Origin of the sequence: Streptomyces sp. LaPpAH-108, from assembly GCF_000373625.1 — a bacterium.
In the GTDB taxonomy this organism is placed as follows: Bacteria; Actinomycetota; Actinomycetes; order Streptomycetales; family Streptomycetaceae; genus Streptomyces.
Window position 1 is genome coordinate 301,381 of the sequence record NZ_KB891999.1, and the last position, 22,262, is coordinate 323,642.

Annotated in this window: 24 protein-coding genes; 11 read left to right on the forward strand and 13 right to left on the reverse strand. The window is 72.3% G+C overall.

All coding sequences use genetic code 11. From position 1 onward, the window contains the following. The first annotated feature begins 50 nt into the window (after nucleotides 1–50). A complete protein-coding gene (locus B079_RS0130210; RefSeq protein ID WP_018549596.1) occupies nucleotides 51–2,423 on the forward strand; it encodes a phosphoketolase in 2,373 nt (790 codons plus the stop codon). Nucleotides 2,424–2,561: 138 nt separating this feature from the next. Here B079_RS0130210 and B079_RS0130215 read toward each other — a convergent pair whose 3' ends face one another. After that, nucleotides 2,562–2,969 carry an STAS domain-containing protein gene (locus B079_RS0130215; protein WP_018549597.1) on the reverse strand — a complete coding sequence of 136 codons (408 nt, stop codon included), beginning with the start codon at nucleotides 2,967–2,969 and terminating at the stop codon, nucleotides 2,562–2,564. Nucleotides 2,970–3,256: 287 nt separating this feature from the next. On the opposite strand from B079_RS0130215, the gene B079_RS0130220 reads away from it, so the two are divergent. Both B079_RS0130220 and B079_RS0130225 read left to right on the forward strand, forming a co-directional pair. Further along, nucleotides 3,257–4,330: a zinc-dependent alcohol dehydrogenase family protein gene (locus tag B079_RS0130220; RefSeq protein ID WP_018549598.1), complete on the forward strand. Its 1,074-nt coding sequence runs from the start codon at nucleotides 3,257–3,259 to the stop codon at nucleotides 4,328–4,330. 66 nt (nucleotides 4,331–4,396) lie between these two features. Beyond that, the gene (locus B079_RS0130225) at nucleotides 4,397–5,092 is read left to right on the forward strand and encodes a helix-turn-helix domain-containing protein (protein ID WP_026249227.1); all 696 of its coding nucleotides are present in this window, start codon (nucleotides 4,397–4,399) and stop codon (nucleotides 5,090–5,092) included. 31 nt (nucleotides 5,093–5,123) lie between these two features. Here the strand turns inward: B079_RS0130225 and B079_RS0130230 are convergent, their stop codons facing one another. Then, nucleotides 5,124–5,585 (reverse strand): pyridoxamine 5'-phosphate oxidase family protein, encoded by a 462-nt coding sequence (locus tag B079_RS0130230; protein ID WP_018549600.1) that lies wholly within the window; start codon nucleotides 5,583–5,585, stop codon nucleotides 5,124–5,126. Nucleotides 5,586–5,953: 368 nt separating this feature from the next. Here B079_RS0130230 and B079_RS0130235 point away from each other — a divergent pair, with 368 nt between their 5' ends. Further along, a complete protein-coding gene (locus tag B079_RS0130235; RefSeq protein WP_018549601.1) occupies nucleotides 5,954–7,648 on the forward strand; it encodes a GAF domain-containing protein in 1,695 nt (564 codons plus the stop codon). Nucleotides 7,649–7,687: 39 nt separating this feature from the next. Here the strand turns inward: B079_RS0130235 and B079_RS0130240 are convergent, their stop codons facing one another. Beyond that, complete coding sequence (locus tag B079_RS0130240; protein WP_026249230.1) at nucleotides 7,688–8,278, reverse strand: rhodanese-like domain-containing protein; 591 nt, start codon at nucleotides 8,276–8,278, stop codon at nucleotides 7,688–7,690. Between the two features lie 85 nt (nucleotides 8,279–8,363). Next, nucleotides 8,364–9,032 (reverse strand): NADPH-dependent F420 reductase, encoded by a 669-nt coding sequence (locus B079_RS0130245; protein WP_026249231.1) that lies wholly within the window; start codon nucleotides 9,030–9,032, stop codon nucleotides 8,364–8,366. A gap of 67 nt (nucleotides 9,033–9,099) precedes the next feature. On the opposite strand from B079_RS0130245, the gene B079_RS0130250 reads away from it, so the two are divergent. Continuing rightward, nucleotides 9,100–9,459, forward strand: coding sequence for a winged helix-turn-helix transcriptional regulator (locus tag B079_RS0130250; RefSeq protein ID WP_018549604.1), 360 nt, complete (start codon nucleotides 9,100–9,102; stop codon nucleotides 9,457–9,459). 110 nt (nucleotides 9,460–9,569) lie between these two features. Beyond that, nucleotides 9,570–10,862, forward strand: a complete 1,293-nt coding sequence (locus tag B079_RS33100; protein ID WP_018549605.1) for a PP2C family protein-serine/threonine phosphatase — start codon at nucleotides 9,570–9,572, stop codon at nucleotides 10,860–10,862. 61 nt (nucleotides 10,863–10,923) lie between these two features. Here B079_RS33100 and B079_RS0130260 read toward each other — a convergent pair whose 3' ends face one another. Both B079_RS0130260 and B079_RS0130265 read right to left on the reverse strand, forming a co-directional pair. Continuing rightward, nucleotides 10,924–11,394 (reverse strand): hypothetical protein, encoded by a 471-nt coding sequence (locus B079_RS0130260; RefSeq protein ID WP_018549606.1) that lies wholly within the window; start codon nucleotides 11,392–11,394, stop codon nucleotides 10,924–10,926. Between the two features lie 33 nt (nucleotides 11,395–11,427). Continuing rightward, entirely contained in the window at nucleotides 11,428–12,003 is a 576-nt protein-coding gene (locus tag B079_RS0130265; protein WP_018549607.1) for a hypothetical protein, read from the reverse strand. A 204-nt stretch (nucleotides 12,004–12,207) separates the two neighbouring features. On the opposite strand from B079_RS0130265, the gene B079_RS33105 reads away from it, so the two are divergent. Beyond that, nucleotides 12,208–12,564: a DUF6343 family protein gene (locus tag B079_RS33105; RefSeq protein WP_018549608.1), complete on the forward strand. Its 357-nt coding sequence runs from the start codon at nucleotides 12,208–12,210 to the stop codon at nucleotides 12,562–12,564. A gap of 30 nt (nucleotides 12,565–12,594) precedes the next feature. Here the strand turns inward: B079_RS33105 and B079_RS0130275 are convergent, their stop codons facing one another. From B079_RS0130275 to B079_RS0130285, 3 genes are all read right to left on the reverse strand, one after another. Further along, nucleotides 12,595–12,870: a hypothetical protein gene (locus B079_RS0130275; protein ID WP_018549609.1), complete on the reverse strand. Its 276-nt coding sequence runs from the start codon at nucleotides 12,868–12,870 to the stop codon at nucleotides 12,595–12,597. Between the two features lie 139 nt (nucleotides 12,871–13,009). Further along, nucleotides 13,010–13,663, reverse strand: a complete 654-nt coding sequence (locus B079_RS0130280; protein ID WP_018549610.1) for a hypothetical protein — start codon at nucleotides 13,661–13,663, stop codon at nucleotides 13,010–13,012. Nucleotides 13,664–13,771: 108 nt separating this feature from the next. Next, nucleotides 13,772–14,212 (reverse strand): ATP-binding protein, encoded by a 441-nt coding sequence (locus tag B079_RS0130285; RefSeq protein WP_018549611.1) that lies wholly within the window; start codon nucleotides 14,210–14,212, stop codon nucleotides 13,772–13,774. A 236-nt stretch (nucleotides 14,213–14,448) separates the two neighbouring features. Between B079_RS0130285 and B079_RS0130290 the strand changes: the two genes are divergently transcribed. From B079_RS0130290 to B079_RS0130300, 3 genes are read left to right on the forward strand one after another with little or no spacing between them, the layout of a single operon-like run. Further along, nucleotides 14,449–15,324 carry a helix-turn-helix domain-containing protein gene (locus tag B079_RS0130290; RefSeq protein WP_018549612.1) on the forward strand — a complete coding sequence of 292 codons (876 nt, stop codon included), beginning with the start codon at nucleotides 14,449–14,451 and terminating at the stop codon, nucleotides 15,322–15,324. Continuing rightward, nucleotides 15,321–15,572, forward strand: a complete 252-nt coding sequence (locus tag B079_RS0130295; protein ID WP_018549613.1) for a DUF397 domain-containing protein — start codon at nucleotides 15,321–15,323, stop codon at nucleotides 15,570–15,572. Before B079_RS0130290 ends, B079_RS0130295 begins: the two co-directional genes overlap by 4 nt. Before the next feature lie 52 nt (nucleotides 15,573–15,624). Then, nucleotides 15,625–16,431 (forward strand): SAM-dependent methyltransferase, encoded by an 807-nt coding sequence (locus tag B079_RS0130300; RefSeq protein WP_018549614.1) that lies wholly within the window; start codon nucleotides 15,625–15,627, stop codon nucleotides 16,429–16,431. A gap of 9 nt (nucleotides 16,432–16,440) precedes the next feature. On the opposite strand, the gene B079_RS0130305 is transcribed toward B079_RS0130300, so the two are convergent. From B079_RS0130305 to B079_RS0130325, 4 genes are all read right to left on the reverse strand, one after another. Continuing rightward, nucleotides 16,441–16,881, reverse strand: coding sequence for a DUF6221 family protein (locus B079_RS0130305; protein WP_018549615.1), 441 nt, complete (start codon nucleotides 16,879–16,881; stop codon nucleotides 16,441–16,443). 258 nt (nucleotides 16,882–17,139) lie between these two features. Next, nucleotides 17,140–18,312, reverse strand: a complete 1,173-nt coding sequence (locus B079_RS0130315; RefSeq protein ID WP_018549617.1) for an NAD-dependent formate dehydrogenase — start codon at nucleotides 18,310–18,312, stop codon at nucleotides 17,140–17,142. A 292-nt stretch (nucleotides 18,313–18,604) separates the two neighbouring features. Continuing rightward, a complete protein-coding gene (locus B079_RS0130320) occupies nucleotides 18,605–20,008 on the reverse strand; it encodes an NAD(P)/FAD-dependent oxidoreductase (protein ID WP_026249232.1) in 1,404 nt (467 codons plus the stop codon). Between the two features lie 317 nt (nucleotides 20,009–20,325). Further along, nucleotides 20,326–21,327: an XdhC family protein gene (locus B079_RS0130325; protein ID WP_018549619.1), complete on the reverse strand. Its 1,002-nt coding sequence runs from the start codon at nucleotides 21,325–21,327 to the stop codon at nucleotides 20,326–20,328. Nucleotides 21,328–21,549: 222 nt separating this feature from the next. Here B079_RS0130325 and B079_RS0130330 point away from each other — a divergent pair, with 222 nt between their 5' ends. Beyond that, nucleotides 21,550–22,161 (forward strand): TetR/AcrR family transcriptional regulator, encoded by a 612-nt coding sequence (locus B079_RS0130330; RefSeq protein ID WP_018549620.1) that lies wholly within the window; start codon nucleotides 21,550–21,552, stop codon nucleotides 22,159–22,161. Nucleotides 22,162–22,262: the final 101 nt, after the last annotated feature.

Genomic DNA, 22,262 nt, shown 5'->3' on the forward strand with positions numbered 1-22,262 from the left:
CGAGCGACGCCCATGCCCGGACCCACGACCGTCGATCCCACGGAGCTTCCATGACCGACATCGCTGAACACCCGCTCACCGACGAGGAGTTGGACACGCTCCTGGCCCACTGGCGGGCCGCCAACTACCTCTCGGCGGGCCAGATCTATCTGATGGCCAACCCGCTGCTGGACGAGCCGCTGCGCCCGGAGCACATCAAGCCCCGGCTGCTCGGGCACTGGGGCACCACGCCAGGGCTGAACCTGGTGTACACGCACCTCAACCGGGTGATCCGGCAGCGCGGGCTCGACGCGCTGTGCGTGTGGGGGCCGGGACACGGCGGCCCGGCGGTCCTCGCCAACTCCTGGCTGGAGGGCAGCTACGCGGAGGTCTACCCGGACGTGAGCCGGGACGGGGAGGGCATGGAGCGGCTGTTCCGGCAGTTCTCCTTCCCCGGCGGGGTGCCCAGTCATGTGGCCCCGGAGACGCCGGGCTCGATCCACGAGGGCGGTGAGCTGGGCTATTCGCTCGCGCACGCCTACGGTGCCGCGTTCGACAACCCGGAGCTGCTGGTCGCGTGTGTGATCGGGGACGGCGAGGCGGAGACCGGGCCGCTGGCCGCGTCCTGGCACTCCGACAAGTTCCTCGACCCGGTGCACGACGGCGCGGTCCTGCCGATCCTTCACCTCAACGGCTACAAGATCGCCAACCCGACGGTCCTCTCCCGCCTCCCGCAGGCCGAACTCGACGCGCTGCTGCGGGGATACGGCCACGAGCCGCTGTACGTCTCGGGCGACGACCCGGCCGAGGTGCACCGCGCGATGGCGGCGGCCTTCGACGAGGCCCTTGACCGGATCAAGCTGATGCAGGACAGCGCGCGCGAGGAGGGCGTCACCGGGCGCGTGCACTGGCCGATGATCGTGCTGCGCACCCCGAAGGGCTGGACCGGCCCGGCCGAGGTCGACGGGCTGCCGGTGGAGGGGACCTGGCGCGCGCATCAGGTGCCGCTGGCCGGGGTACGCGAAAACCCGGAGCATCTGGCGCAGTTGGAGCGCTGGCTGCGCTCGTACCGGCCCGAGGAGCTGTTCGACGCGGACGGACGCCCGGTCGCGGACGTGCTCGCCTGCGTCCCGGAGGGCACCCGGCGGCTCGGGGCGAACCCGCACGCCAACGGCGGCCTGCTCACCCGTGAACTCCCGCTCCCGGCACTGGACTTGTTCGGTGTCCCGGTGGACAAACCGGGGACGACGCTGCACGAACCCACCCGTGTCTTGGGCGACTTGCTGGAGCGGGTCATGCAGGACACGCGCACCCGGCGGGACTTCCGGCTGGTCGGACCGGACGAGACCGCCTCCAACCGGCTCCAGGCGGTGTTCGACGCGAGCGGCAAGGCGTGGCAGGCCGAGGTGCTGCCCGTGGACGAGCACCTGGACCGGCACGGCAGGGTCCTGGAGGTGCTGTCCGAACACCTCTGCCAGGGCTGGCTGGAGGGATATCTGCTCACCGGGCGGCACGGGCTGTTCTCCTGCTACGAGGCGTTCGTGCACATCGTGGACTCGATGGTGAACCAGCACATCAAGTGGCTCAGGATCTCCCGGGAGTTGCCCTGGCGGGCGCCGATCCCCTCCCTCAACTACCTGCTGACCTCGCATGTGTGGCGCCAGGACCACAACGGCTTCTCCCACCAGGACCCCGGCTTCGTGGACCATGTGCTCAACAAGAGCCCCGAGGTGGTCCGCGTCTATCTGCCGCCGGACGCCAACACCCTGCTGTGCGTGGCCGATCACGTGCTGCGCAGCCGTGACTATGTGAACGTGGTCGTCGCGGGCAAGCAGCCCTGTTTCGACTGGCTCTCCCTGGAGGAGGCCCGGGTGCACTGTGCGCGCGGGGCCGGGATCTGGGAGTGGGCCGGGACCGAGAACGGTGGCGAACCGGACGTGGTCCTCGCCTGCGCGGGCGATGTGCCGACCCAGGAGGTGCTGGCCGCCGCCCAGTTGCTGCGCCGCCACCTTCCGGAGCTGGCGGTGCGGGTGGTGAACGTGGTCGACATGACCCGGCTGCTGCCGCACGAGGAACACCCGCACGGGATGAGCGACTTCACCTACGACGGGCTCTTCACCACCGACAAGCCGGTGATCTTCGCCTACCACGGGTACCCCTGGCTGGTGCACCGGCTCGCCTACCGCAGGGCCGGGCACGCCAATCTCCATGTGCGCGGCTACAAGGAGTCCGGGACCACGACCACGCCGTTCGACATGGTCGTCCGCAACGACCTGGACCGCTACCGGCTCGTCATGGACGTCATCGACCGGGTGCCGGGCCTCGCCGTGCGCGCGGCCGACGTGCGCCAGAGGATGGCCGACGCACGCACCCGGCACCACGACTGGATCCGCGTCCACGGCACCGATCTGCCGGAGATCGCGGAGTGGAGCTGGGACAGCTGAGCGGCAGGCGAAGGGGGGGCCGGGATGATCCCGGCCCCCCCTTCGGCGGCAGTTCTCAGTCCAGGTCCGCCCGCCGCAGCAGCCGGTAACCCCGTCCGCGCCACCGGCACAGCCAGTGCCGCAGCCGTCGTCCGGCGTTCATCGCACGGCCCCCTCGCCCGGGGCGCCCGCCGGGACCAGCGCCTCCACGGCGGGCGCGGGCAGTCCCGGCTGTACCTCGAAGGCGCCGCCGAGCCCGGTGGTGCGCAGCAGCCGCAGGAACTCCTCGCTGTCCGCGACCAGCCGCAGCCTGCCCTGCCGGTCCCGGGTGCGGTTGCGGGTCCGGCACAGCACACCGAGCCCGGTGCAGTCGATGAACTCCACGGGCCGCAGGTCCAGCACCAGGTCGGGGTGCTCACGTGCGGTGAGGGTGTCGAGCCGGGCCGTCAGCTCGGGCGCGGTCAGCAGGTCTATCTCGCCGCGCAGGGCCACGACGGTGGCGGGACGGTCCTCCGCTCCCGCTCGGCCGGGCCGGTGTTCCTCGGGCTTCGTGTGGTTCTCGGGCATACGACGAGCGAACCGGATGCACCGGCCCGGGCGGAAGGGCTGTTCGGCCCCTGCTCGCCGTCCGTCCGGGGAACCGCGGGACCACGTCCGGGAAACCGCGGAACCGGGCGGGCGCGAGCCGCCGCGTGGCCGCCCGCCCGGAATGCCGTACGCGCAGGCCGGACCCCGTACAGCCACCCGCGTGGGCCGGACGGCCCAAGCGCGTCGGCCCGTCTCGCGCGAAGGTGGAAGGGCGGGGCCGTTTCCCGGCACCGCGCACCGGGCGACGACGGTGAGGAGCGAGTGGCATGAAGGGCTATGTCTTCGAGGGGCCGGGCCAGGCGTCCTGGCAGGACGTGCCGGACCCCGCGATCAAGGAGCCGACCGACGCGATCGTGAAGGTCGGCGTGGTCACCATCTGCGGCACCGACCTGCACATTCTCAAGGGTGACGTGCCCGAGGTGCGCCCCGGCACGGTCCTCGGGCACGAGGCGGTCGGGGAGGTCGTCGACATCGGCGGCGACGTGCGCACCGTACGGCCCGGCGACCGTGTGCTGATGTCCTGCATCTCCTCCTGCGGGCGCTGCCGCTTCTGCCGCGAGAGCCGGTACGGCCAGTGCCAGGGCGGGGGCGGCTGGGTCCTGGGCCATCTGATCGACGGCACCCAGGCCGAGTACGTCCGCGTCCCGTACGCCGACCTCTCCGTGCATCCGCTGCCCGCCACCGTGCGGGGCGAGGACGCCGTGCTGCTCGCGGACATCTTCCCCACCTCCTACGAGGTCGGCGTGCTCAACGGGCAGGTCCGGCCCGGTGACACCGTGGTGATCGTCGGCGCCGGTCCCATCGGGCTCGCGGCGGTCGTCACCGCGCGGCTGTTCAGCCCCGAGCGGATCATCGTCGTCGACCTGGCCCAGTCCCGCCTGGACGCGGCCCGGCGGCTCGGCGCCGACGCGGTCGTGCTGGCCGACGAGGACCCCGCCCAGCTCGTGGACGACCTCACCGGCGGCCTCGGCACGGACGTGGTCATGGAGGCGGTCGGCGTGCCGGAGACCTTCGAGCTGTGCACCCGGCTGGTACGGCCCGGCGGCCATGTCGCCAACATCGGCGTCCACGGCGCCCCCGCCACCCTGCACCTGGAGGACCTGTGGAGCAGGGACGTGACGCTCACGACCGGCCTGGTGGACACCTACTCCACCCCGACCCTGCTGCGGATGACGGCGGCCGGCGGTCTGCCCACCGGTGAGCTGGTCACCCACACCTTCCCGCTGGACGACATGGCGGAGGCGTACGACGTCTTCGCGCACGCCGCCGAGACGGCCGCGCTGAAGGTGGTACTCGGCGCGGAGCGGTACGAGGTGGTCCCCACGGACTCCGCGGCCTGAGCCGGGACCGAGCGGCCCCGAAGCGGCCACCGCACACACGACCAGGCGAGAGCAGAGGTGACGGACGTGACCGAGCCGACCGGACGGACGAGCACACCCCCGGACACGGCGGCCGTGCCCGAAAAGCCGCAGGGCGATCTGGGCCGCCGCCTCGCGGCCCGGCGCGCGCAGCTCGGGCTGACGCGGGAGGAGGCGGCGGAGCGCGCGGGGATGGTGCCCGGCTATCTCCGCTATCTGGAGGGCCATCCCGAGGCCGCGCCGGGTGCCGAGGTGCTGCTCAGGCTGGCCGACGCGCTGGAGACGACGGTGCCAGACCTGACCGGCGGCACCGTCGACCAGCCGCCGGGCCCGGGACAGGCGGCGCGCGGCGCCCGGTTCGAGCCGATCGGCACCGAGGAGTGCCGGGCGCTGCTCGGCGACCACGGGGTGGGCCGTCTCGCGGTCGTCCCGGAGGACGGCCCCGTGGTCGTGCCCGTGAACTACACCGTGGTGGACAACGCGATCGTCTTCCGGACCGCGGCCGGGGCGACGCCCTCCCTCGCCGACGGCGAGCGGGTGGCCTTCGAGGTGGACCGGATCGACGACGCGTTCAGCCGGGGCTGGAGCGTGCTGGTCCGGGGCGACGCCCGGATCGTGACCGACCCCGGGGAGCGGGACGCGCTGGCCGAGCGCGCGTACTCCGGGCCGTGGGCGGGCGGCACGCGGGACGTGTGGGTACGGCTCGACCCGGACGCGGTGACAGGACGGCGGATCACGGCCTGAGGGGCCGGGCCCGTCGGGCCCGGCCCGCCGCTCAGTCCTCCAGGTCCGGGTCGTCCAGGAGGACCCCGGTGACCAGACCCGGCCGGATCCGCACCGCGTAGTCCATCCCGTGCTGCGGCGCCCACGGCACGAGGAGCGCCCGGATGCGGGCGAGTTCCGCCGGGTCGGTGATCAGATGGGCGTACCCGGTGACCACCACGCTCCAGCCGAGGTGGGTCGCCGGGTCGATGGCGTCGGCCTCGTAGGCGACGACCACCCCGCCCCCGCCGTCCCGCAGCGCCTGCGAGGTGAGCGCGGCGCCCTCGTGGGTGCGGATGACGATGTCGCCGCCGTCCAGCACATGGTTGACCGGGCGGACGGTGGGCAGCGCGTCCTGCGTAAAAACGATTCTGCCGAGGGACACGCTGCCCAGCAGCCGCAGTGCCTCGGCCCGGTCGAGATCGACACGGTGGCGCGCCGGGCGCTGCTCGCAGGGCACGGGTTGCTTCTTCATGGGCACGGCTCTCCGGTCGGCCGTCGGCGCCCGGCGAAAGTGGGGCGGCGCCTCGTGGGCGGAGCGGCACCGCGGGGGATCGGTGCCGCTCCTGGGTCCACTGTGGTCCACCCGCTGCCGCCCTTCCAGTGCCGTTCGGCCCTAGGTTGACGGGCCGGACGATCCTCCCCCTCCCCCACCTGGCGGAGGCCGGGTGCCCTGTCGCACGCGTGCGTCCGCGCGGGGGCGCCGGGTGGTCGCCGGGTGGCCGGTTCCGCGTACCCGGGGCCACCGGGGACCGATACGGTGGAGACGACGACCTGGACGGTGCCGGGTTCGCGCGCCGAGGGACGTGGAGGAACGTGGTGGCAAGCTCCAAGGAGCCCCGCGTGCTGCTGCCGCAACTGAAGCTCGACGAGCTGCTGGAGGAGTTGCAGGCCCGGATCGACGCGGCCAGGGGCACCCGGGACCGCGTGCACAGCCTGCTGGAGGCGGTGCTCAGCGTCGGGCGCGAACTGGACCTGGAGCAGGCGCTGCACTCCATCGTGGAGGCGGCGGCGGTCCTGGTCGACGCCAAGTACGCGGCGCTCGGCGTCATCGGTCCCGACGGCCGTACGCTCTCCGCCTTCCACACCGTCGGCGTCTCCGACGAGAAGATCACCGAGATCGGGCCGTATCCGCAGGGCCACGGCATCCTCGGCGAGCTGATCCGGCACCCCGAGCCGCTGCGCCTGTCGAAGATCTCCGAGCACCCTGCGTCGTACGGCTTCCCGCCCAACCATCCGCCGATGCGGAGCTTCCTCGGGGTGCCGATCCGGGTCCGCGAGCAGGTCTTCGGCAATCTGTATCTCACCGAGAAGCGCGGCGGGGCGGAGTTCGACGAGGAGGACGAGTCGGTCCTGTCCACGCTGGCCGTCGCGGCCGGGGTGGCCATCGACAACGCCCGGCTGTACGAGGACTCCCGGCTGCGCGAGCGCTGGCTGCTGGCGAACGCGGAGATCACCCACCGGCTGATGCTCGGCAGCGAGCGCGCCGAGGCGCTGGACCTGATCGCGGAGCGGGCCCGGGACATCACGGGTTCGGCCCTCGCCGCCGTCGCCATGCCGGTGCAGGACACCGCCTCGCTCACCGTGGAGATCGCCGTGGGCGCGGGCGCGGAGGCGCACCGGGGGCTCGTCCAGCCGCTCGACGAGGGTCTGATGGGGCTCGCGTACTCCTCGGCCGAGCCGGTGACCAGCGACGACATCACGCGGGACGACCGGATAGACACCGATCCGCAGCGTTTCAAGGGGCTCGGCCCCGCGGTCGCCGTGCCCATCGGCACCGGCGAGGGCGGGATGCGCGGTGTGGTGCTGCTGGCCCGCGAGGCGGGGGCGACGCCGTTCTCGGAGAAGGAGACCGAGCTGCTGCAGGGCTTCGCCGGGCAGGCCGCGCTCGCGATGGAGCTGGCCGAACGCCGTCAAGACGCGCAGCAGCTCGCCGTCCTCGAGGACCGCGACCGGATCGCACGGGACCTGCACGACCTGGCCATCCAGCGGCTGTTCGCCACCGGGATGACCCTGCAGAGCGCGGGCCGCTTCATCGAGCATCCCAAGGCCGCCGAGCGGGTGCTGCGCGCGGTGGACGACCTGGACGAGACCATCAAGATCATCCGCTCGACCATCTTCGGCCTGCGCACCCGCGACGGCGCGACCGGCAGCGGACTGCGCGCCCGGGTCGTCCGGGTGGCCGGGGAGGCGGCCCCGGTGCTCGGTTTCGCGCCCGGGGTGCGCATGGAGGGGCTGATCGACACCGAGGTGCCGCCGGGGATCGCCGACGACGTGGTGGCCGTCGTGTCCGAGGCCCTGACCAACATCGCCCGGCATGCCCGCGCCGACCGCGCCGATGTGCTGCTCACCACCGACGGCAGCGAGGTCCGGCTGCGGGTCGTGGACAACGGGGTCGGCCTCCCGGCCGAGGGCCGCCGCAGCGGGCTGCGCAACATGGCCGAGCGGGCGGAGCGGTCGGGCGGACGGCTGGAGACGGCGACGCCGGAGGGCGGCGGGACCGCACTGGACTGGCGGGTGCCGCTCCCCGCGAGCTGACGCCCGCAGCCGAGCGCGGCTCCCGTCAGGGCACGGCGCTCACGCCCGCGCGCGCAGCGCGGCCAGGGCCGTGTCGAGGTCGCCGGTGCGGGGGCGGTTGTACGGCAGCTTGCCCAGGACGACGGCCATGCCGCAGGTGTCGGTGAGCGCGGAGAAGACCAGCCCGCCCGCGATGGCGGCCGACAGCAGCTGGAAGGCGGGGTGCACGAGCCACCCGAGGACCAGCCCGAGCAGCACCAGGGTGCCCGCGGTGAAGCGGACCTGCCGCTCCATGCCCCACACCGCCCTGGTCCTGGCGGCGGGCGGGGTGCTCAGCTCGTACCCCTGCGCGGCCCAGGCCCCGGTGCCGCCCTCCAGGGTCGCGGTCACGATCCCCTGCTCGGCCAGCAGCCTGCTCGCGCTCTCCGCCCGCGCCCCCGAGGCACACACCACCAGCACCTCACCGCTGCGCGCGGCCTGCTCGATCTCGGGCAGCGCCCGCCGCACCTGGTCCAGCGGGATGTTGAGGGCCCCGGGCAGATGCCCCGAGCCGTACTCGCCCGCCGTGCGCACGTCGATCACGATGAACTCGTCCAGCCGCGCACGGACCTGCTCGGTGCCCAGAACGACCGGGGTGGGGAAATTGGCCATGGCCGGAATGTACGGTACGGCGGGCGGGAAAGCGCCCTGGGGCGGGTGCGGTTTCATGGAGCGTTCATGGTCCGGACCTCCGGGGTCACACGGGCGCCGCCCCTTCGGGCACCCCCGCCGCGTACGCCAGCGGTGGCGCGATCGCCTGGGCGTCCGCGCCCTGTCCCACCCATAGCCCGATGAACAGCGCGGCGGTCGCCTCGAGCAGCCCGGCCCGCTCCAGCCCTCCGGCGGGAAACGGCGTGCAGCCGACGTCCCGTACGAGGGTGTGGACCAGGGCGAGAGCGGCCGGGTCGTCGCCGCAGACCGGGACGGCGAGCGGGCGCCCCGCGAAGACGGGCGGGGTCATGCGCCACACGTCCTCGTGGCAGAGGTTGAACGCCTTGACGACCCGGGCACCCGGCGCGGCGCGGGCCAGCCGCCGCGCGGCCGGGGGACCATCACCGGTCAGCAGCCGGAAGCCGGGCGGCCCGACCGGGTTGGAGCAGTCGAGCAGCACCCTGCCGTCGAGGGCGGTACGCAGCCCCCGCGCGACCTCCTCCCCCGCGCCGTAGGGCAGCGCGGCGAGGACCACCTCCCCCGCCCCGGCCGCCGCGGCCAGATCTCCGTGCCGTACGCCCTCCCCCAGACGCTCCGCGAGCCGCCGCGCGCGGCCCGCGTCCCGTCCGCCGACGGTCACCTCGTGGCCCGCCCCAACCCAGTGCGCGGCGAGCGCGTCCGCCATGTTCCCCGTGCCAAGGACCCCGATCCGCACCGGACTTCCCCTTCCCGCAGGTGATTTCAGGGCCACGCTAGCGAGGCCGTCGGGCACCATTCGGTACGTGACGACCGAGCCCTTCCTCGCGGACTGCCGCGCCCGCCTCGCCTTCGACCTGCTGTCGAACACCTGGAACGCGGTGGTGCTCCGGGCCCTGCGCGACGGCCCCCTGCGCCCCCGCGAACTGCGCGCCCGCATCGGCGGGATCAGCCCCAAGGTCCTCACCGAGACCCTGCGACGGCTGCGGTTCAACGGCCTGGTGGACCGGCAGGCGTACGCCGAGGCGCCACCCCGCGTCGACTACCGGCTCACCCCGCTGGGCCGCACCCTCCTGGCACCCCTCGACACCATCGGCGCCTGGGCCTTCGCGCACGGCGACGAGGTGCTGGAGGCGCAGGCACGGGCTGTCGGCGACACCCCCTAGGGCGCGGCACGCCACGCACCACGCGCCCGGGCGCCGTACCCACCCCCGATGAGGCGTTTCCTCCCGGTTCGGGATGAGCTGATGCGCTCGGACCGGGTAGGGGGGAAGCCATGGACAGCTTCGAGGTGGACGCGGCACTGCAGGAGGCGCTCGACCGCCTCACCCTGTTGAACCAGACCGGTGCCGTCCTGGCGAGCACCCTGGACGCGGTCGAGGGACTGCGCCGGGTGTGCCGGGTCCTCGTCCCGGCGCTGGCCGACTGGTGCGTCGCCGACGTCATGGACGAGGCGGGCAGGCTGGAGCGGGTCTGCGTCACCCACCACGACCCGGACACCCCGGTCGCGGGGCTCACGGGCGTGCTGCCCGCCGTACGCGAGGACTCCGCCGGGCCGTGGGCGCGGGTGCTGCGCGGTGCGGACGCGCTGCTGCTGTCCCCCGAGGAGTTCGCCCCCGAGAGCACCCCGAGCGACCCCTTGCACGCGGTCAACTCCGCCCTGTTCCGGCGCATGGGCGGGGCCTCCGGCGTCGTGGCGCCGCTGCGCGCCCGGCGTCGTATTCTCGGCGCGCTGGCCCTGGGCCGCGGCCCGGAACGGCAGCCCCTGGGCGAAGAGGACCTGGATCTCGTGGAGGGCCTGGCGCACCGCGCCGCGCTGTACGTCGACAACGCGCGCCTGCACGCCGAGGTGCAGAACATCGCCGAGCGGCTGCAGCGCTCCCTGCTGCCCACCCTGCCCGTGGTGGACGGCCTCCGGATCGCCGCGCGCTACTCCCCCGCCACCGCCACCGCGCAGATCGGCGGGGACTGGTACGACAGTTTCGTGCTGCCCGGCGGCGACACCGCGCTGATCATCGGTGATGTGACGGGCCATGACCTCCAGGCCGCGGTGACGATGAGCCAGATCCGCAACATGCTCCGGGGCATCGCCTGCGACCGCCAGGAGCCGCCCGGACACATCCTGCGCCGCCTGGACCTCGCCATCGCCGCCCTGAACCCCCACCAGACGGCGACCTGTGTGTACGCCCTGCTCAAGGGCCCCGGCCCCGACGGCCACTACACCCTGGACTGGGCCCGGGCCGGACATCTGCCCCCGCTGCTGGTGACCGCCGCCGGTGACACCCGGTATCTGGAGGCCGCTCACGGGATGGTCCTCGGCGTCGACCCCGAGGCGCTGCGGACGAGCGCCACGAGCGCCCTGCCGCCCGGCGGCACCCTGCTGCTCTACACGGACGGTCTGGTGGAGCGGCGCGGCGAGCCCCTGGACCACAGCCTCACCCGGCTGCGCCAGCACGCGGCGGCCCTGGTCGGCCAGAGCCTGGACGTGCTGTGCGACGAGCTGATGGCGGGGATGGCACCGCACGGCAGCGACGACGTCGCGCTGATCGCCCTCCGCCTGCCGGTGTGAGGCGGAGGGCGACCGGCGGACCGCGCGGACGGACCGTCAGGCGTGGCGCGGCTTGTCACCGTCAGGCGTGGAGCAGCTTGTTGAAGAAGGTGCGGTACTGCTGGAGCGCCACGCGCAGGCCCTCCGTCTCGACCTCCTGGCCCCGGCTCCACTGGGACTCGAGTTCCTTCTTGTGGTCGGCGAAGGTCTCGGCCAGGGACTGGATGACCTCGGCCACCAGCGCGTCGGCGGAATGGACCGCGTCCTTCGGGTCGTCCACGAACGTGCCCTGGATGCGCGTCCAGCGCTCGCGGTAGTCCTCCGCCTCCTTGGGCTCGATCAGCGGCTCGGCGTCGGGCTCGGGCGTCCGCTCGGCCTGCCCGCCGGGCGCCTGTCCCTCGGTCGTCCCGCGTCCGTCCCGTCCGTCCCGCGTGGCGGTGCCCTCGCCGGGATAGGCGGGCGGTGACTCGGGCGCGGCGCGCCGCTCGGGATGCGCCAGGTCCTCGGTGGTCAGTCCGGTGTCGGTGGGGTCGGTGTGGGTGTCGTGCGACATGGCGGGTTCCCTTCCTTGTCCTGGGGCGTGCGGTCAGGCCGCGTGCGGCGATCCCCCGCGCCGGTGCGTGCCGCCCGTGCCGCCGAGCAGTTCCTGGAACAGGGCGCGGTAGTGCACCATGGCGCCGCGCAGTTCCTCGGTGGTCGCATCGCCCTGCTCGTTGCGCCGGCTGATGTCGTGGGCGGCGCGGTACTGCTCCAGGGTGTGCGCGTGGTCCACGGAGAGGTCCTTGAGCCGCTGCTCGAACCCTTCCGTCGGATAGCCGCGGTCCCGCATCAGCTGGGTGACCAGCCGGTCGGCGTCCGTGACGCTGCGGTCCGGGTGGTCCACGAACTCCTGCTGGGCCTTGTCCCAGTCCTCGGCGTACCGCTCACGGGCGCCCGGGGGCAGCTCGCGGATGTCGAGATCCCGGTGCCGCTTCTCCCGGGAGTGCAGCTCGCGCTCGGCCGACAGCCTGCCGTCCCCGGAGCGTACGGCCCTGTCGTACTCGGGCCCGAAGCGCTCACGCAGCCTGCGGCGGCGCATCACGAATCCGACGATCAAGGCGATCAGCGCGAGGATGATCACGAGGGGGACGATGATGGCGATCAGCGTTTCAGTGGTGGACATGGGACCTCCCCATGAGTCCTTCGACTGAGTCCTTCGACGAGTCCGGTCCGGTGACGGGGTTCCTCGTTCTCCCTCCGCCTGCCCCCGGCCTGTCGACACACACCTGCGGGCGGCGAGGTGCGGCGCGGGGGTGATTGCGCGAGGTCCATCCGGGTACGCGGGGCGCGACGGGGCTCCGTCCCACCGCGACCGCGGGAGACTCTCATGCGGCAACGGCATTCCCCCGAGAACCCGGCAGGCGTTCCGCGCTCGCGTTCCGGGCTGGTCGGCCGCCGCTGGGAGCGCACCGGCACCGAGCCGGTCAGGGCGCGCAGCGCGCTCAAGCTGCGGCTGGTGCTCAGCGCGATCGGCGTCCTCGCCTTCCTGTTCGGCACGGTCGTCTTCGCCGTGTGGGCGAGCAAGTCCACACCGCTCAGCAATCCGAGCGCGCTGGAGCTGAGCGTGCTGGCCGCCATCTGCGCCTTCTTCGCCCTGCTCGGACTCGTGGACCTCGTGGTCGTCCTGCGGCGCCGCGCGCGGGAGCGGGACAGTTGGCCCCCGGAGGAGGACGAGCCGCTGTGACCGGGGCGCGGCGGGCGCACGCGACGGCCCTCAGAACCTGAAGGCCGTCGCCAGCGCCGCGACGACGGTGACCAGGGACGCGAAGGGCACCATCACGAGCCGCACCAGCTCCGCCAGACGCGTGAGGCCGCACCGGCGGCAGCCCGGATGCGGCGCGGGCGGTGGCGGTCCGACGTCCCACCCGTGCCCCGGGAGCAGGAGCACCCGGCACCAGGGGCAGTCGTCGTCACGGTCGTCGAGCCGGAACCAGTGGACCTCGCCGGGCGGTCGGCGGTCGCTTCCCTGTCTGTGCGCGCCGTCCCTCATACCTCACGTAACGGCAATGCCCTGGGGAAAGGTTGCGGTTCCTGTCAACTCGGTGCTGGAGGCCCACCGCAGCAGCACCGCCCCCACCCGTGGCGGCGAGTCCCCTCGACGGCCCGCCAGGCGCTGTCGTCGACGGGGCTCATGAGGGCCACTGGTCGCAGTACTCGATGTGGATCTCGCGGGCGTCACCGAGGATGCCGTCGTTCGAGTGCAGTTCCGTGCAGAAGTGCGGGTGGCCGGGGTGGACCGGGATGTGTCCCGGCCCCTTGCGGGCGACGTCGAGGAAGTGCCGCGCGGTCTCCCGGAAGACCTTCGCGCTGCCGGTCATGAACAGCGTCTCGGCATGGAGGTGCTGGTGGAACAGGTCGCGGTTCTCCCGGTGGTGACGGGTCGCGGGGTCGGTCACCTCGCCGTCGCCCTGTTCCGCCTCGGGCAGGCTCACGGTCTGGGGACGACCGGGACCGAGCCGACCGCGCACCCGCTTCCAGTGCGAGGGCGCGAACTGGAGCGAATGGTGCAGGAGCACGAGATCGAGCCGGGAGCCCGCGTCGTCCGGCACCTCCCGGACCGGCATGCGGTTGGCCCGCAGGGGCACATGGATCAGCGAACGCGGCGAGCGCGCCGCGAGCATCCACAGCCCGGCGATGCCCCGGGCGGCGTCCTGGTCGACGTAGGCGTCCAGATGCCGGTCGTGATCGATGAGCACCGCACGGGACAACGGCCCGGCAGGCCGGACGACTCTGAACTCGTCGGCTCCCAGACGCGCCCGGTGGACGACGACGGGCAGCTTCATGACTTCTCCGTAGCGGTGCGGCGGCCGGCTTCGTGCCCGCTCAGGATGACCCACCGCCGGTGAGCCACGGACGCGACCGCCGGGCCGACCGCGCGGACCGACCCCCCGTCAGGCCCGCAGCGTCGCCCACACCGCGTTCCCACCAGTCAGCCGCGAGCGGTCCACCCCCCAGGCGTCCGCCAGCTGCTCGACAAGGAGCAGTCCCCGTCCGCTCTCGTCGTCGGCGCCCGGCTCGCAGCGGCTCAGGCGCTGCCCTGAGTAGTCATGGTCGTGCACCTCGACGCGGAGACACCCCGCGGAGACGAGCCCCAGGCCGCACAGGATGCGCACGCTCGGCGTGTGCCGCACGGCGTTGGTGGTCAGCTCGGAGACGAGCAGTACCGCGTCCGCGCACAGCTCGTCGGACAGCCCCCAGCCGTCGATCCGCGTCCTCACACAGCGCCGGGCGACCCGGACGCTGGAGCGGTGCGAGGGTAATTCGATCCAGTGCGCCTGGTCCGGGTCGGCGACGTCCAACAGATCGGGAGAGGAAGTCGTGTGGGGGGACACGGTGGTTGCCTTCCGTCGGACGGACTCGGTCGGCAGAGGGCAAGGTGATCAACTTGCCTTCGGGGATGCGACGTTGACCGTGATCGAGACTGCGATTCACTCAAATAACTATGCTCGCATCGGAGTTCACCCTGCAACCGGCTCCCTGATAATTTCAGAAAGCCGGGTATCCCTCTGGTTGCATCATCAAGTGCCTGTCACACTCATGCTGGTGACAGAGCGTCAGGAGGTTGGGCGTGAGTGAAGGGCGTGCGAACGCGGGCGGCACCAGTGCGCCCACCGTCCTGCGCATGATCCTGGGACGGCAGCTCCAGGACCGGCGCCAGGAGGCGGGCGTGTCCCTGGAGGACGCCGCGCGGGCGCTCAGGGTCACGCCCCTGACCATCCGCCGCCTGGAGAAGGCGGACGTGGCGCTCAAGCCGCTCTACGTCGAGAAACTGCTGGAGACGTACGGCGCCGACGCGCAGGAGATCGCCGAGTTCGTCGCCTTCGCCGACCGCGCCAACCAGCCCGGCTGGTGGCACACCTACCGCGACGTGCTGCCCAGCTGGTTCAGCGCGTACGTGAGCCTGGAGACCGGCGCGCGAACCCTGCGCACCTACGAGCCGCACTACGTCACGGGCCTGCTGCAGACCCACCGCTACGCACGCGCCGTACTCGCGGGCGGCTTCCCCAACGACAACGACGAGGACCTGGAGCGCCGTGTGGGGCTCCGGCTGCGCCGCCAGGCCCTGCTGGAGAAGCCCGAGGCGCCCACGCTGTGGGTCGTCATGGAGGAGGCCGTACTGCACCGGGTGGTCGGCGGCGCCGAGGTGATGCGCGAGCAGATAGACCGGCTCCTGGAGGTCTCGGAGCTGGACCACGTCAGCGTGGACATCGTGCCGTTCACCGCCGGGGCCCACGTGGGCGCGTGCGCCCCGTTCACCTACTTCCGCTTCGAGGAACCCGAGCTTCCGGACGTCGTGTACAGCGAGATCCTCTCCGGCGCGATGTACCTCGACCAGCGTGCCGAGGTCGTCGCCCATCTGGAGGCGCACAACCGCATGTCCCTGCTGACCTCCGACACGCAGAGCAGGGCGCTCCTGAACCGCATGCGCAAGGAGTACTCATGACCGCCAGCAACGCCAGTTTCTACAACGGAATGCCCGCGTCGGACCTCGGTGAGCAGGGCTGGGAGTCCCCCTGGAGCGGCCCCAACGGAGGTCAGTGCGTGCAGACGAAGCAGCTCGCGGACGGCCGGGTCGCGCTGCGGCAGTCGACCGATCCCGCAGGACCCGCCCTCATCTACACCCCCGAGGAGATCACCGCGTTCGTCGCGGGGGTCAAGCGGGGCCTGGCCGACCATCTGACCACCGGCTGACTTCATCCCCCCACGCACACGCACGTACCGGAACTGATCGAAAAGGAAGAGGATGACCAACTCACACGCGGCGCGGGACATCGACACCAGCAGGCCCCACTCTGCCCGCATGTACGACTACTACCTCGGCGGCAAGGACCACTTCGAGGTGGACAAGCAGGCCGCCGAGAACGTGGCGTCGGCCTACCCGGGCATCTTCACCTGCGCTCGCGAGAACCGCGCCTTCATGCACCGCGCCACCCGTGTCCTCGCCCGCGAGCACGGCATCCGGCAGTGGCTCGACATCGGCACCGGCATCCCCACCGAGCCCAACCTGCACCAGGTGGCCCAGTCCGTGGTCCCCGACGCGCGGGTGGCGTACGCCGACAACGACCCGCTGGTCCTGAAGTACGCCGAGCGTCTGATGCGCAGCACGGCGGAGGGCCGTACCACCTACATCGAGGCGGACGTCAACGACCCGCAGTCGCTGCTGGACGCGCCCGAGCTGGCCGACGTGCTGGACTTCGGCCGCCCGATCGCGCTGTCCCTCAACGCCCTGATGCACTTCGTCCCGGACGCCCAGGACCCGTACGGCATCGTCGGCCGCCTCCTGGACGTGCTCCCCTCCGGCAGCGCGCTCGCCCTGAGCCACTGCACCCCCGACTTCGACCCGGAGACCTGGCAGAAGGTCACCGACATCTACAACAACGCGGGAACCCCGGTCCAGTTCCGCTCCCGCGAGGCCGTCGCCCGCTTCTTCGACGGCCTCGACCTCCTCGACCCGGGCATCACCGTCGGCCACCGCTGGCGCCCCGACACGGAGCCCACGTCCACCGACGCGGAGGTCAGCCTGTGGACCGGGGTGGGCATCAAGCGGTGACCCGGGCGCTCACAGCGCCCACTCCGCCCGGTATCCGGGGCGGTCCGCGTAGACGGCGGCCGTGCGCAGCAGGGCGCGGTGCAGGCCGTGGGCGCGGTTGTCCCACTGCTGGAAGGCGAGGGTGCCGGGCGGGTGTTCGTCGCGTTTGCGCAGGGCCCGGGCGAGGTCGCCGATGACGGCGCGCACGGAGCGGATGTGGCGCAGGACGCGGTCGGGGTCGTGGCGGGCGATGTGCGGGGCGACGCCGGGGCCGTGCGGGGCGATCATGATGCCGCGGCGGGAGGTGCGGGGGACCTCCTCGGACGCGGAGGGGCCGGGGGCCCAGCCGAGGACGGCGCCGCCGAACTCCTCGTCCACGTACCAGGTCGCCGAGACATGGGCGCAGGCGCGGCAGGCGGCGCGCTCGTCCTCGTCGAGCCGGTCGGCCAGCCACCGTACGAGGTCATCCATCACAGGCGTCCAACGGCCTGTGTCCAAGCGGCACTTCGCCACCGCCCCGCTCATGCGCGAGGGGCTGCCGGGCCGTCCACACGGCGGCGGCGCCGGGTGCCGTCCTGCCCTTGTGGAGGGCGGGCACGTCCTCGAAGGCGGACGACAACAGCTCGGTGAGGGGGGATTCCTCCGCGGCCACAACGCCTCCCGTGGTGATGCCCGTCGCGGCGGTGCCACGGCCGTGGTGCTGCGCCGTGGCACCGCCCGAGCGCGGTCTCAGCTCTTCTGGTCGTCCTCGTCCGCGGTATAGGACGCGGCTCCGGTGCCGGCGAGCCCGCCGCCCTGGACGATCAGGTACTCGTCCCGGATCGGCTTGCCGTCGAAGAAGCACTCCAGGATCTCGCGGGTACCGGCCGAGTACCGCGCCTGCGCGGTCAGCGTGGTGCCGGAGATGTGCGGGGTCATGCCGTTGAACGGCATGGTGCGCCACGGGTGGTTGGGCGGCGCGGGCTGCGGGTACCACACGTCACCCGCGTACCCCGCCAACTGCCCGGTCTGCAGGGCCCGTACGATCGCGTCGCGGTCCACGATCTGGGCGCGCGCGGTGTTCACGATGTACGACCCCTTGCGCATGCTGTTCAGCAGCTCGGTGTTGAACAGACCGCGGGTCTCGGGGTGCAGCGGGGCGTGGATGGAGACCACGTCCACGTTCCGGGCGAGGTCCTGGGCCGTCTCGTAGAAGGTGAGGCCCAGCTCCTCCTCGATCTCCTTGGGCAGGCGCCGCTTGTCGGTGTAGTGCAGCCGCACGTCGAACGGCTTGAGCCGGCGCAGCACCGCCTGGCCGATGCGTCCGGCGGCGATGACGCCCACGTCCATGCCTTCGAGGTCGTAGGCGTGGGAGACACAGTCCGCGATGTTCCAGCCGCCGTCCTCGGAGAACTTGTGCGACGGCAGGTAGTTGCGGACCAGGGACAGGATCATCATCACCGCGTGCTCGGCGACGCTGATGCTGTTGGAGTAGGTGACCTCGGCGACCGTGATGCCCCGCTTGATGGCGGCGTCCAGGTCGACGTGGTCGGAGCCGATGCCCGCGGTGAGCGCCAGCTTCAGCTTGGGGGCGTTCGCGATGCGCTCGGCGGTGAGATACGCCGGCCAGAACGGCTGGGATATCACCACGTCGGCGTCGGGCAGTTCGCGGTCCAGGACCGATTCGGGGCCCTCCTTGTCGGAGGTGACGACCAGGGTGTGGCCGCGCGACTCCAGGAACTGACGCAGCCCCAGTTCACCGGAGACGCTGCCCAGCAGCTCACCGGCCTCGAAGTCCTGGCCCTCCGGAGTCGGCAGGGTCTGGCCGCCCGGATAGACCTCGATCTCGGGCAGGTGTCCCCGTGCGTATCGCGGCGGGTACCCGTCCACCGGGTCCGGGTAGAGAACGCACACGACTTTCATGTCTTCCTCCTTGCGGCAGGTGACCGGAAGTCATTTCCCCACGCACATGACTCACCGGCCTTTCCACTATCACCTGCCCACCCAAAACAGTCAAAACGGGCGCATTTGCGACCCGCAGACGCTCCTTCAGCGGTATCTGCGGAAGCAACATGTCCGCCCGGAGGGCCAGTTGGCGGATGCCACAAGGACCGGTGTCCGGGCATATCGAACGGCCCTTGCCGTTCCGTCGCGTGCCGAGGACGAGTCCGGCACGCGACGGAACGGCAAAGGCCGTACGGCGGAGCGGAAATGCTCAGGAGGCCGCCCCGGACCCCTTCCCCTCGATCTTCCCGGCGGACTCCGCCTGCCCCACCTCCGCACGGACCTGGTCCGGCGTGAGATAGGCGTCGGTGTACTCAAAGTCCCGTAGCCGGGCCGGGCGTCCGCGCTGGAAGCCGGTGCGGACGAAATCGTCGCCCGCGACGGCGTTGAGGAACCAGTTGACCAGGACGCGGACCTTGGCGACGCCGGTGCGCAGCGCGGACCAGTGGTACCCGCGGGCCACGATCTGGGCGAGGATTCCGTGCAGTTCGATGCCGAGCGGCCGCGAGACGGCGTCCTTGCCGCCGAGGTCGACGACGAGCCCGAGATCGTGGTGGACGTACGGCTTCAGCGGCTCGCCGCGCAGCGAGGCGATGACGTTGTGCGCGACCACCTTGCCCTGCCGCATGGCGTGCTGGGCGGTGGGCGGGCAGATCGCGTCGCCGCCCTTCGCGACGTCCGGCACCGCGGCGGCGTCACCGAGGGCGAACATGCCGTCCTGGCCGGGCACGGTCATCTCGGCGGTCGCCCTGAGCCGCCCCCGGACCTTCTCCGCGTCGAAGGTGTCGATCAGCGGGCTGCCGACCACACCGGCCGTCCAGATCAGCGTGTACGTCGGGATGACCCGGCCGTCGGTGAAGGTGACCTCGTCCTCCGTGACCTTCGCGACCGACACCCCCAGCGAGACGTCGACGCCCCGGTGGCGCAGGATCTTCATCGCCTGTTTCCCGAGCCGGTCGCCGAGTTCGGGCATGAGCTTGGGGGCGATGTCGATCAGGTGCCAGCGGATCAGGCCCGGATCGAGGCGCGGGTAGCGCTCCACGGCGGCGTGGGTGAGGCGTTGCAGACAGGCCGCGGTCTCGGTGCCCGCGTAACCACCGCCCACGACCACGAACTGGAGCCGCGCGGCACGCTCGTCGGGGTCGTCACTGGCGTCCGCGAGGTCGAGCTGGGAGATGACGTGGTCGCGGATGTACGCGGCCTCGGCGAGGGTCTTCATCCCGACGGCGTACTCAGTGAGACCGGGGATGTCGAAGGTGCGGGTCACACTGCCCGGGGTGAGCACGATGTAGTCGTAGGACTCGTTGAGAATCCGGCCGGTGAGGGTCTTGACCACGCACACCTTCGCCACCGGGTCCACGCCGATCGCCCGGCCCGGCACGATGCGCGTGCGGTACTTCCTGCTCCGCCGCAGCGAGATCGCGATCGACTGCGGGGTGAGCACCCCGGCGGCCACCTGGGGCAGCAGCGGGAGGTAGAGCTGGTACGAGAACGGCGTCACCAGGGTGACGTCCGCTTCCCCCCGCTCCAGCTCACGCTCCAGATGACGGACACAACCGACTCCGGCGAAACCCGCCCCCACCACCAGGATCCTGGGTCGAGACACGGAGATCACCCCTTTCCACGGGTCAGGCAGGACGCATCCACGGATCAGGCGGCTCGAACCGTACGCGGGCACGGGAGCACGGCCGACCCTTTGATCCCAACACGTCGGGAAGGGGTGCGCGACTGGTGCGCGGGCAGCGAAAGGGCCTGCTCAGCCCCGGTGTCCGGGCAAAGCCGCAGGCCCCGGAGAGGGGTTTGTACGATCGCCCAACGAACGACATTTGTCGATATGGGCATTTATCCCGAAGTTCACTTCCGAGGTCGGTTCATCGACATCGACCAAGGTGTCGTCCGGCCGGACGGTCCACCGCCGCTCCGGACACCGGTTCAGACGTTGACCGGACCAGGCCGCTCACGGAGCACCCGCGCCTCCCGGCCGTCCAGCGCGGCCAGCACCTCCGCGCAGATGGCCAGGGCCGTCTCCGCCGGGCTCCGGGCGCCGAGGTCGAGCCCGATGGGACCGTGGACGCGCCGGAGCAGCTTCTCGTCCAGCCCGGCGCCGATCAGCTCGGCGTGGCGGCGCTCCTGGGTACGGCGGGAGCCCAGCGCGCCGACGTAGGAGACACCGGCGGTCAGCGCCGCCGACAGGACCGGGACGTCGATGTCCGGATCACGGCTGAGCATGACCAGACAGGCACCGTCGGGCCGTTCGGCGAGCAGCCGCAGGGCGTCGCGCGCCGTGGTCACGACGGTGGCGGGCCAGCCCAGCAGCCGGGCCTGCGCGAGAAGGAGCTGCGCCAGCTCTCCCCCGCCGACGATGCCCAGATGGGGCGGGGCGGGGGCGATCTCGATGAGGACGAGCCCGTCCTCCGCCGGGAGGGTGTCGCGGCCGGGCCTGCGCCGCGAGAGCAGTTCCTCGGCGCGCTCGACGGCCTGGACCGGGACGTACGCACCGGCGTCACTCCTCCGGCCCGGCGCCACGACACTGCTCACCGCCCGGGTCAGGCTCTCGTCCAGCCACGTGACCAGGGCCGCGTCGGCACCGTCGGCCAGCAGGTCCCACCAGAGGGCGGGCAGGGTGTGCAGCGGCTGCAACAGCACCTCGGCCTGTCCGCCCCGGGTCAGACCCGCGCTCGCCACTTCCTCGTGATGGACGGACACCTCGCGCACGCAGGCGGTGTGCCCGGCCGGGAGGACGGCGGCCTCGGACACCAGGTACTCGTCGCACGCCCCGCGATAGAGCGAGCCATGACACTGGCCGTCCCCGCCGATCAGCACGGCGTCGGCGGGATTGCGGGGTCCGAACCCCCACTCCACGATGGGCCGCCCGAGCACCCCCGCACGCCCCTGCGCCGCCCACCGCCGTGCCACGTCCGCCAGCTCACGCATGTTCGCGCATCTCCTCGCTCCGTGCGGCGGCCGTCGTTCCGTGCGGCGGTCACCGGCGCACGGGCAGGTTAGCCGCGCCGGGGGCGGCGCCGGTGAGGACACGCACGGGGTCCGCCCGGATGCGCGGACCCACCGGACCGGGGCCACAGCCCCCGCCGTCGTCGCCGTCGCCGTCGCCGTCGAGACCGACCGTTCTCTCTCCCTGTTCGCTAACCTGGGCGCATGAGCCAGGGCACGAAGCGAAGCGGCACGTCGGAGGCGCGCGAGCGGCTGCTCTCCACGGCGACGAGGATCTTCTACACGGAGGGCATCCACTCCGTCGGCGTCGACCGGATCGTCGCGGAGGCGCAGGTCACCCGGGCCACGCTGTACCGGCACTTCACGGGCAAGGAAGATCTCGTCCTGGCCTATCTCACCCAGGCCGACCGGGAACTGCGGGCGCAGGCCGCGTCCGCCCGGGCGGGCGAGGAGTCGGCGGCCGACAAGGTCCGTGCCGTCTGCCGGACCATCACGGCGGGCATCCGGTCCCCCGGGTTCCGGGGGTGCGCCTTCCTCAACGCGGCGGCGGAGTACCCGGATCCGGACCACCCGGTCCACCGGGCCGTCCTGGCCCACCGGCAGTGGTTCCTGGACACCGTCACGGAACTTCTGACCGGGACCGGCGACAGTTCCGCCGAAGCCGCTGCCCGGCACCTCGTCATGCTCCGGGACGGCGCCATGGTCTCCGGCTGCCTGTCCGACCCCGAACTGGTCTCCGAGACCTTCCTGCGAGGCGTCGAGGGGATTCTCCGGGCGCGCTCCGCCGAGGAGACGGCGGGCGCAGCCGTCAGGTAGGCCACCGGCGCCCGTCCCGGGCGACACCCCGAAGAGGTAGAACGTTCGGTCTTGACAAGCCGGGGCACCCTTGCCAGCCTGAAGAGACAGAACGTTCGTTC

Excerpts from the sequence above, each read along its gene's own strand:
- B079_RS0130240 (WP_026249230.1), bottom strand. The coding sequence starts at position 8,278 with ATGGCCAATTTCCCCACCCCGGTCGTTCTGGGCACCGAGCAGGTCCGT.
- B079_RS0130295 (WP_018549613.1), top strand. The coding sequence starts at position 15,321 with ATGACCGCCAGCAACGCCAGTTTCTACAACGGAATGCCCGCGTCGGAC.
- B079_RS0130210 (WP_018549596.1), top strand. The coding sequence starts at position 51 with ATGACCGACATCGCTGAACACCCGCTCACCGACGAGGAGTTGGACACG.
- B079_RS0130230 (WP_018549600.1), bottom strand. The coding sequence starts at position 5,585 with ATGAAGAAGCAACCCGTGCCCTGCGAGCAGCGCCCGGCGCGCCACCGT.
- B079_RS0130260 (WP_018549606.1), bottom strand. The coding sequence starts at position 11,394 with ATGTCGCACGACACCCACACCGACCCCACCGACACCGGACTGACCACC.
- B079_RS0130280 (WP_018549610.1), bottom strand. The coding sequence starts at position 13,663 with ATGAAGCTGCCCGTCGTCGTCCACCGGGCGCGTCTGGGAGCCGACGAG.
- B079_RS0130315 (WP_018549617.1), bottom strand. The coding sequence starts at position 18,312 with ATGAAAGTCGTGTGCGTTCTCTACCCGGACCCGGTGGACGGGTACCCG.
- B079_RS0130215 (WP_018549597.1), bottom strand. The coding sequence starts at position 2,969 with ATGCCCGAGAACCACACGAAGCCCGAGGAACACCGGCCCGGCCGAGCG.
- B079_RS0130275 (WP_018549609.1), bottom strand. The coding sequence starts at position 12,870 with ATGAGGGACGGCGCGCACAGACAGGGAAGCGACCGCCGACCGCCCGGC.
- B079_RS33100 (WP_018549605.1), top strand. The coding sequence starts at position 9,570 with ATGGACAGCTTCGAGGTGGACGCGGCACTGCAGGAGGCGCTCGACCGC.
- B079_RS0130330 (WP_018549620.1), top strand. The coding sequence starts at position 21,550 with ATGAGCCAGGGCACGAAGCGAAGCGGCACGTCGGAGGCGCGCGAGCGG.
- B079_RS33105 (WP_018549608.1), top strand. The coding sequence starts at position 12,208 with ATGCGGCAACGGCATTCCCCCGAGAACCCGGCAGGCGTTCCGCGCTCG.
- B079_RS0130220 (WP_018549598.1), top strand. The coding sequence starts at position 3,257 with ATGAAGGGCTATGTCTTCGAGGGGCCGGGCCAGGCGTCCTGGCAGGAC.
- B079_RS0130325 (WP_018549619.1), bottom strand. The coding sequence starts at position 21,327 with ATGCGTGAGCTGGCGGACGTGGCACGGCGGTGGGCGGCGCAGGGGCGT.
- B079_RS0130265 (WP_018549607.1), bottom strand. The coding sequence starts at position 12,003 with ATGTCCACCACTGAAACGCTGATCGCCATCATCGTCCCCCTCGTGATC.
- B079_RS0130300 (WP_018549614.1), top strand. The coding sequence starts at position 15,625 with ATGACCAACTCACACGCGGCGCGGGACATCGACACCAGCAGGCCCCAC.
- B079_RS0130305 (WP_018549615.1), bottom strand. The coding sequence starts at position 16,881 with ATGGATGACCTCGTACGGTGGCTGGCCGACCGGCTCGACGAGGACGAG.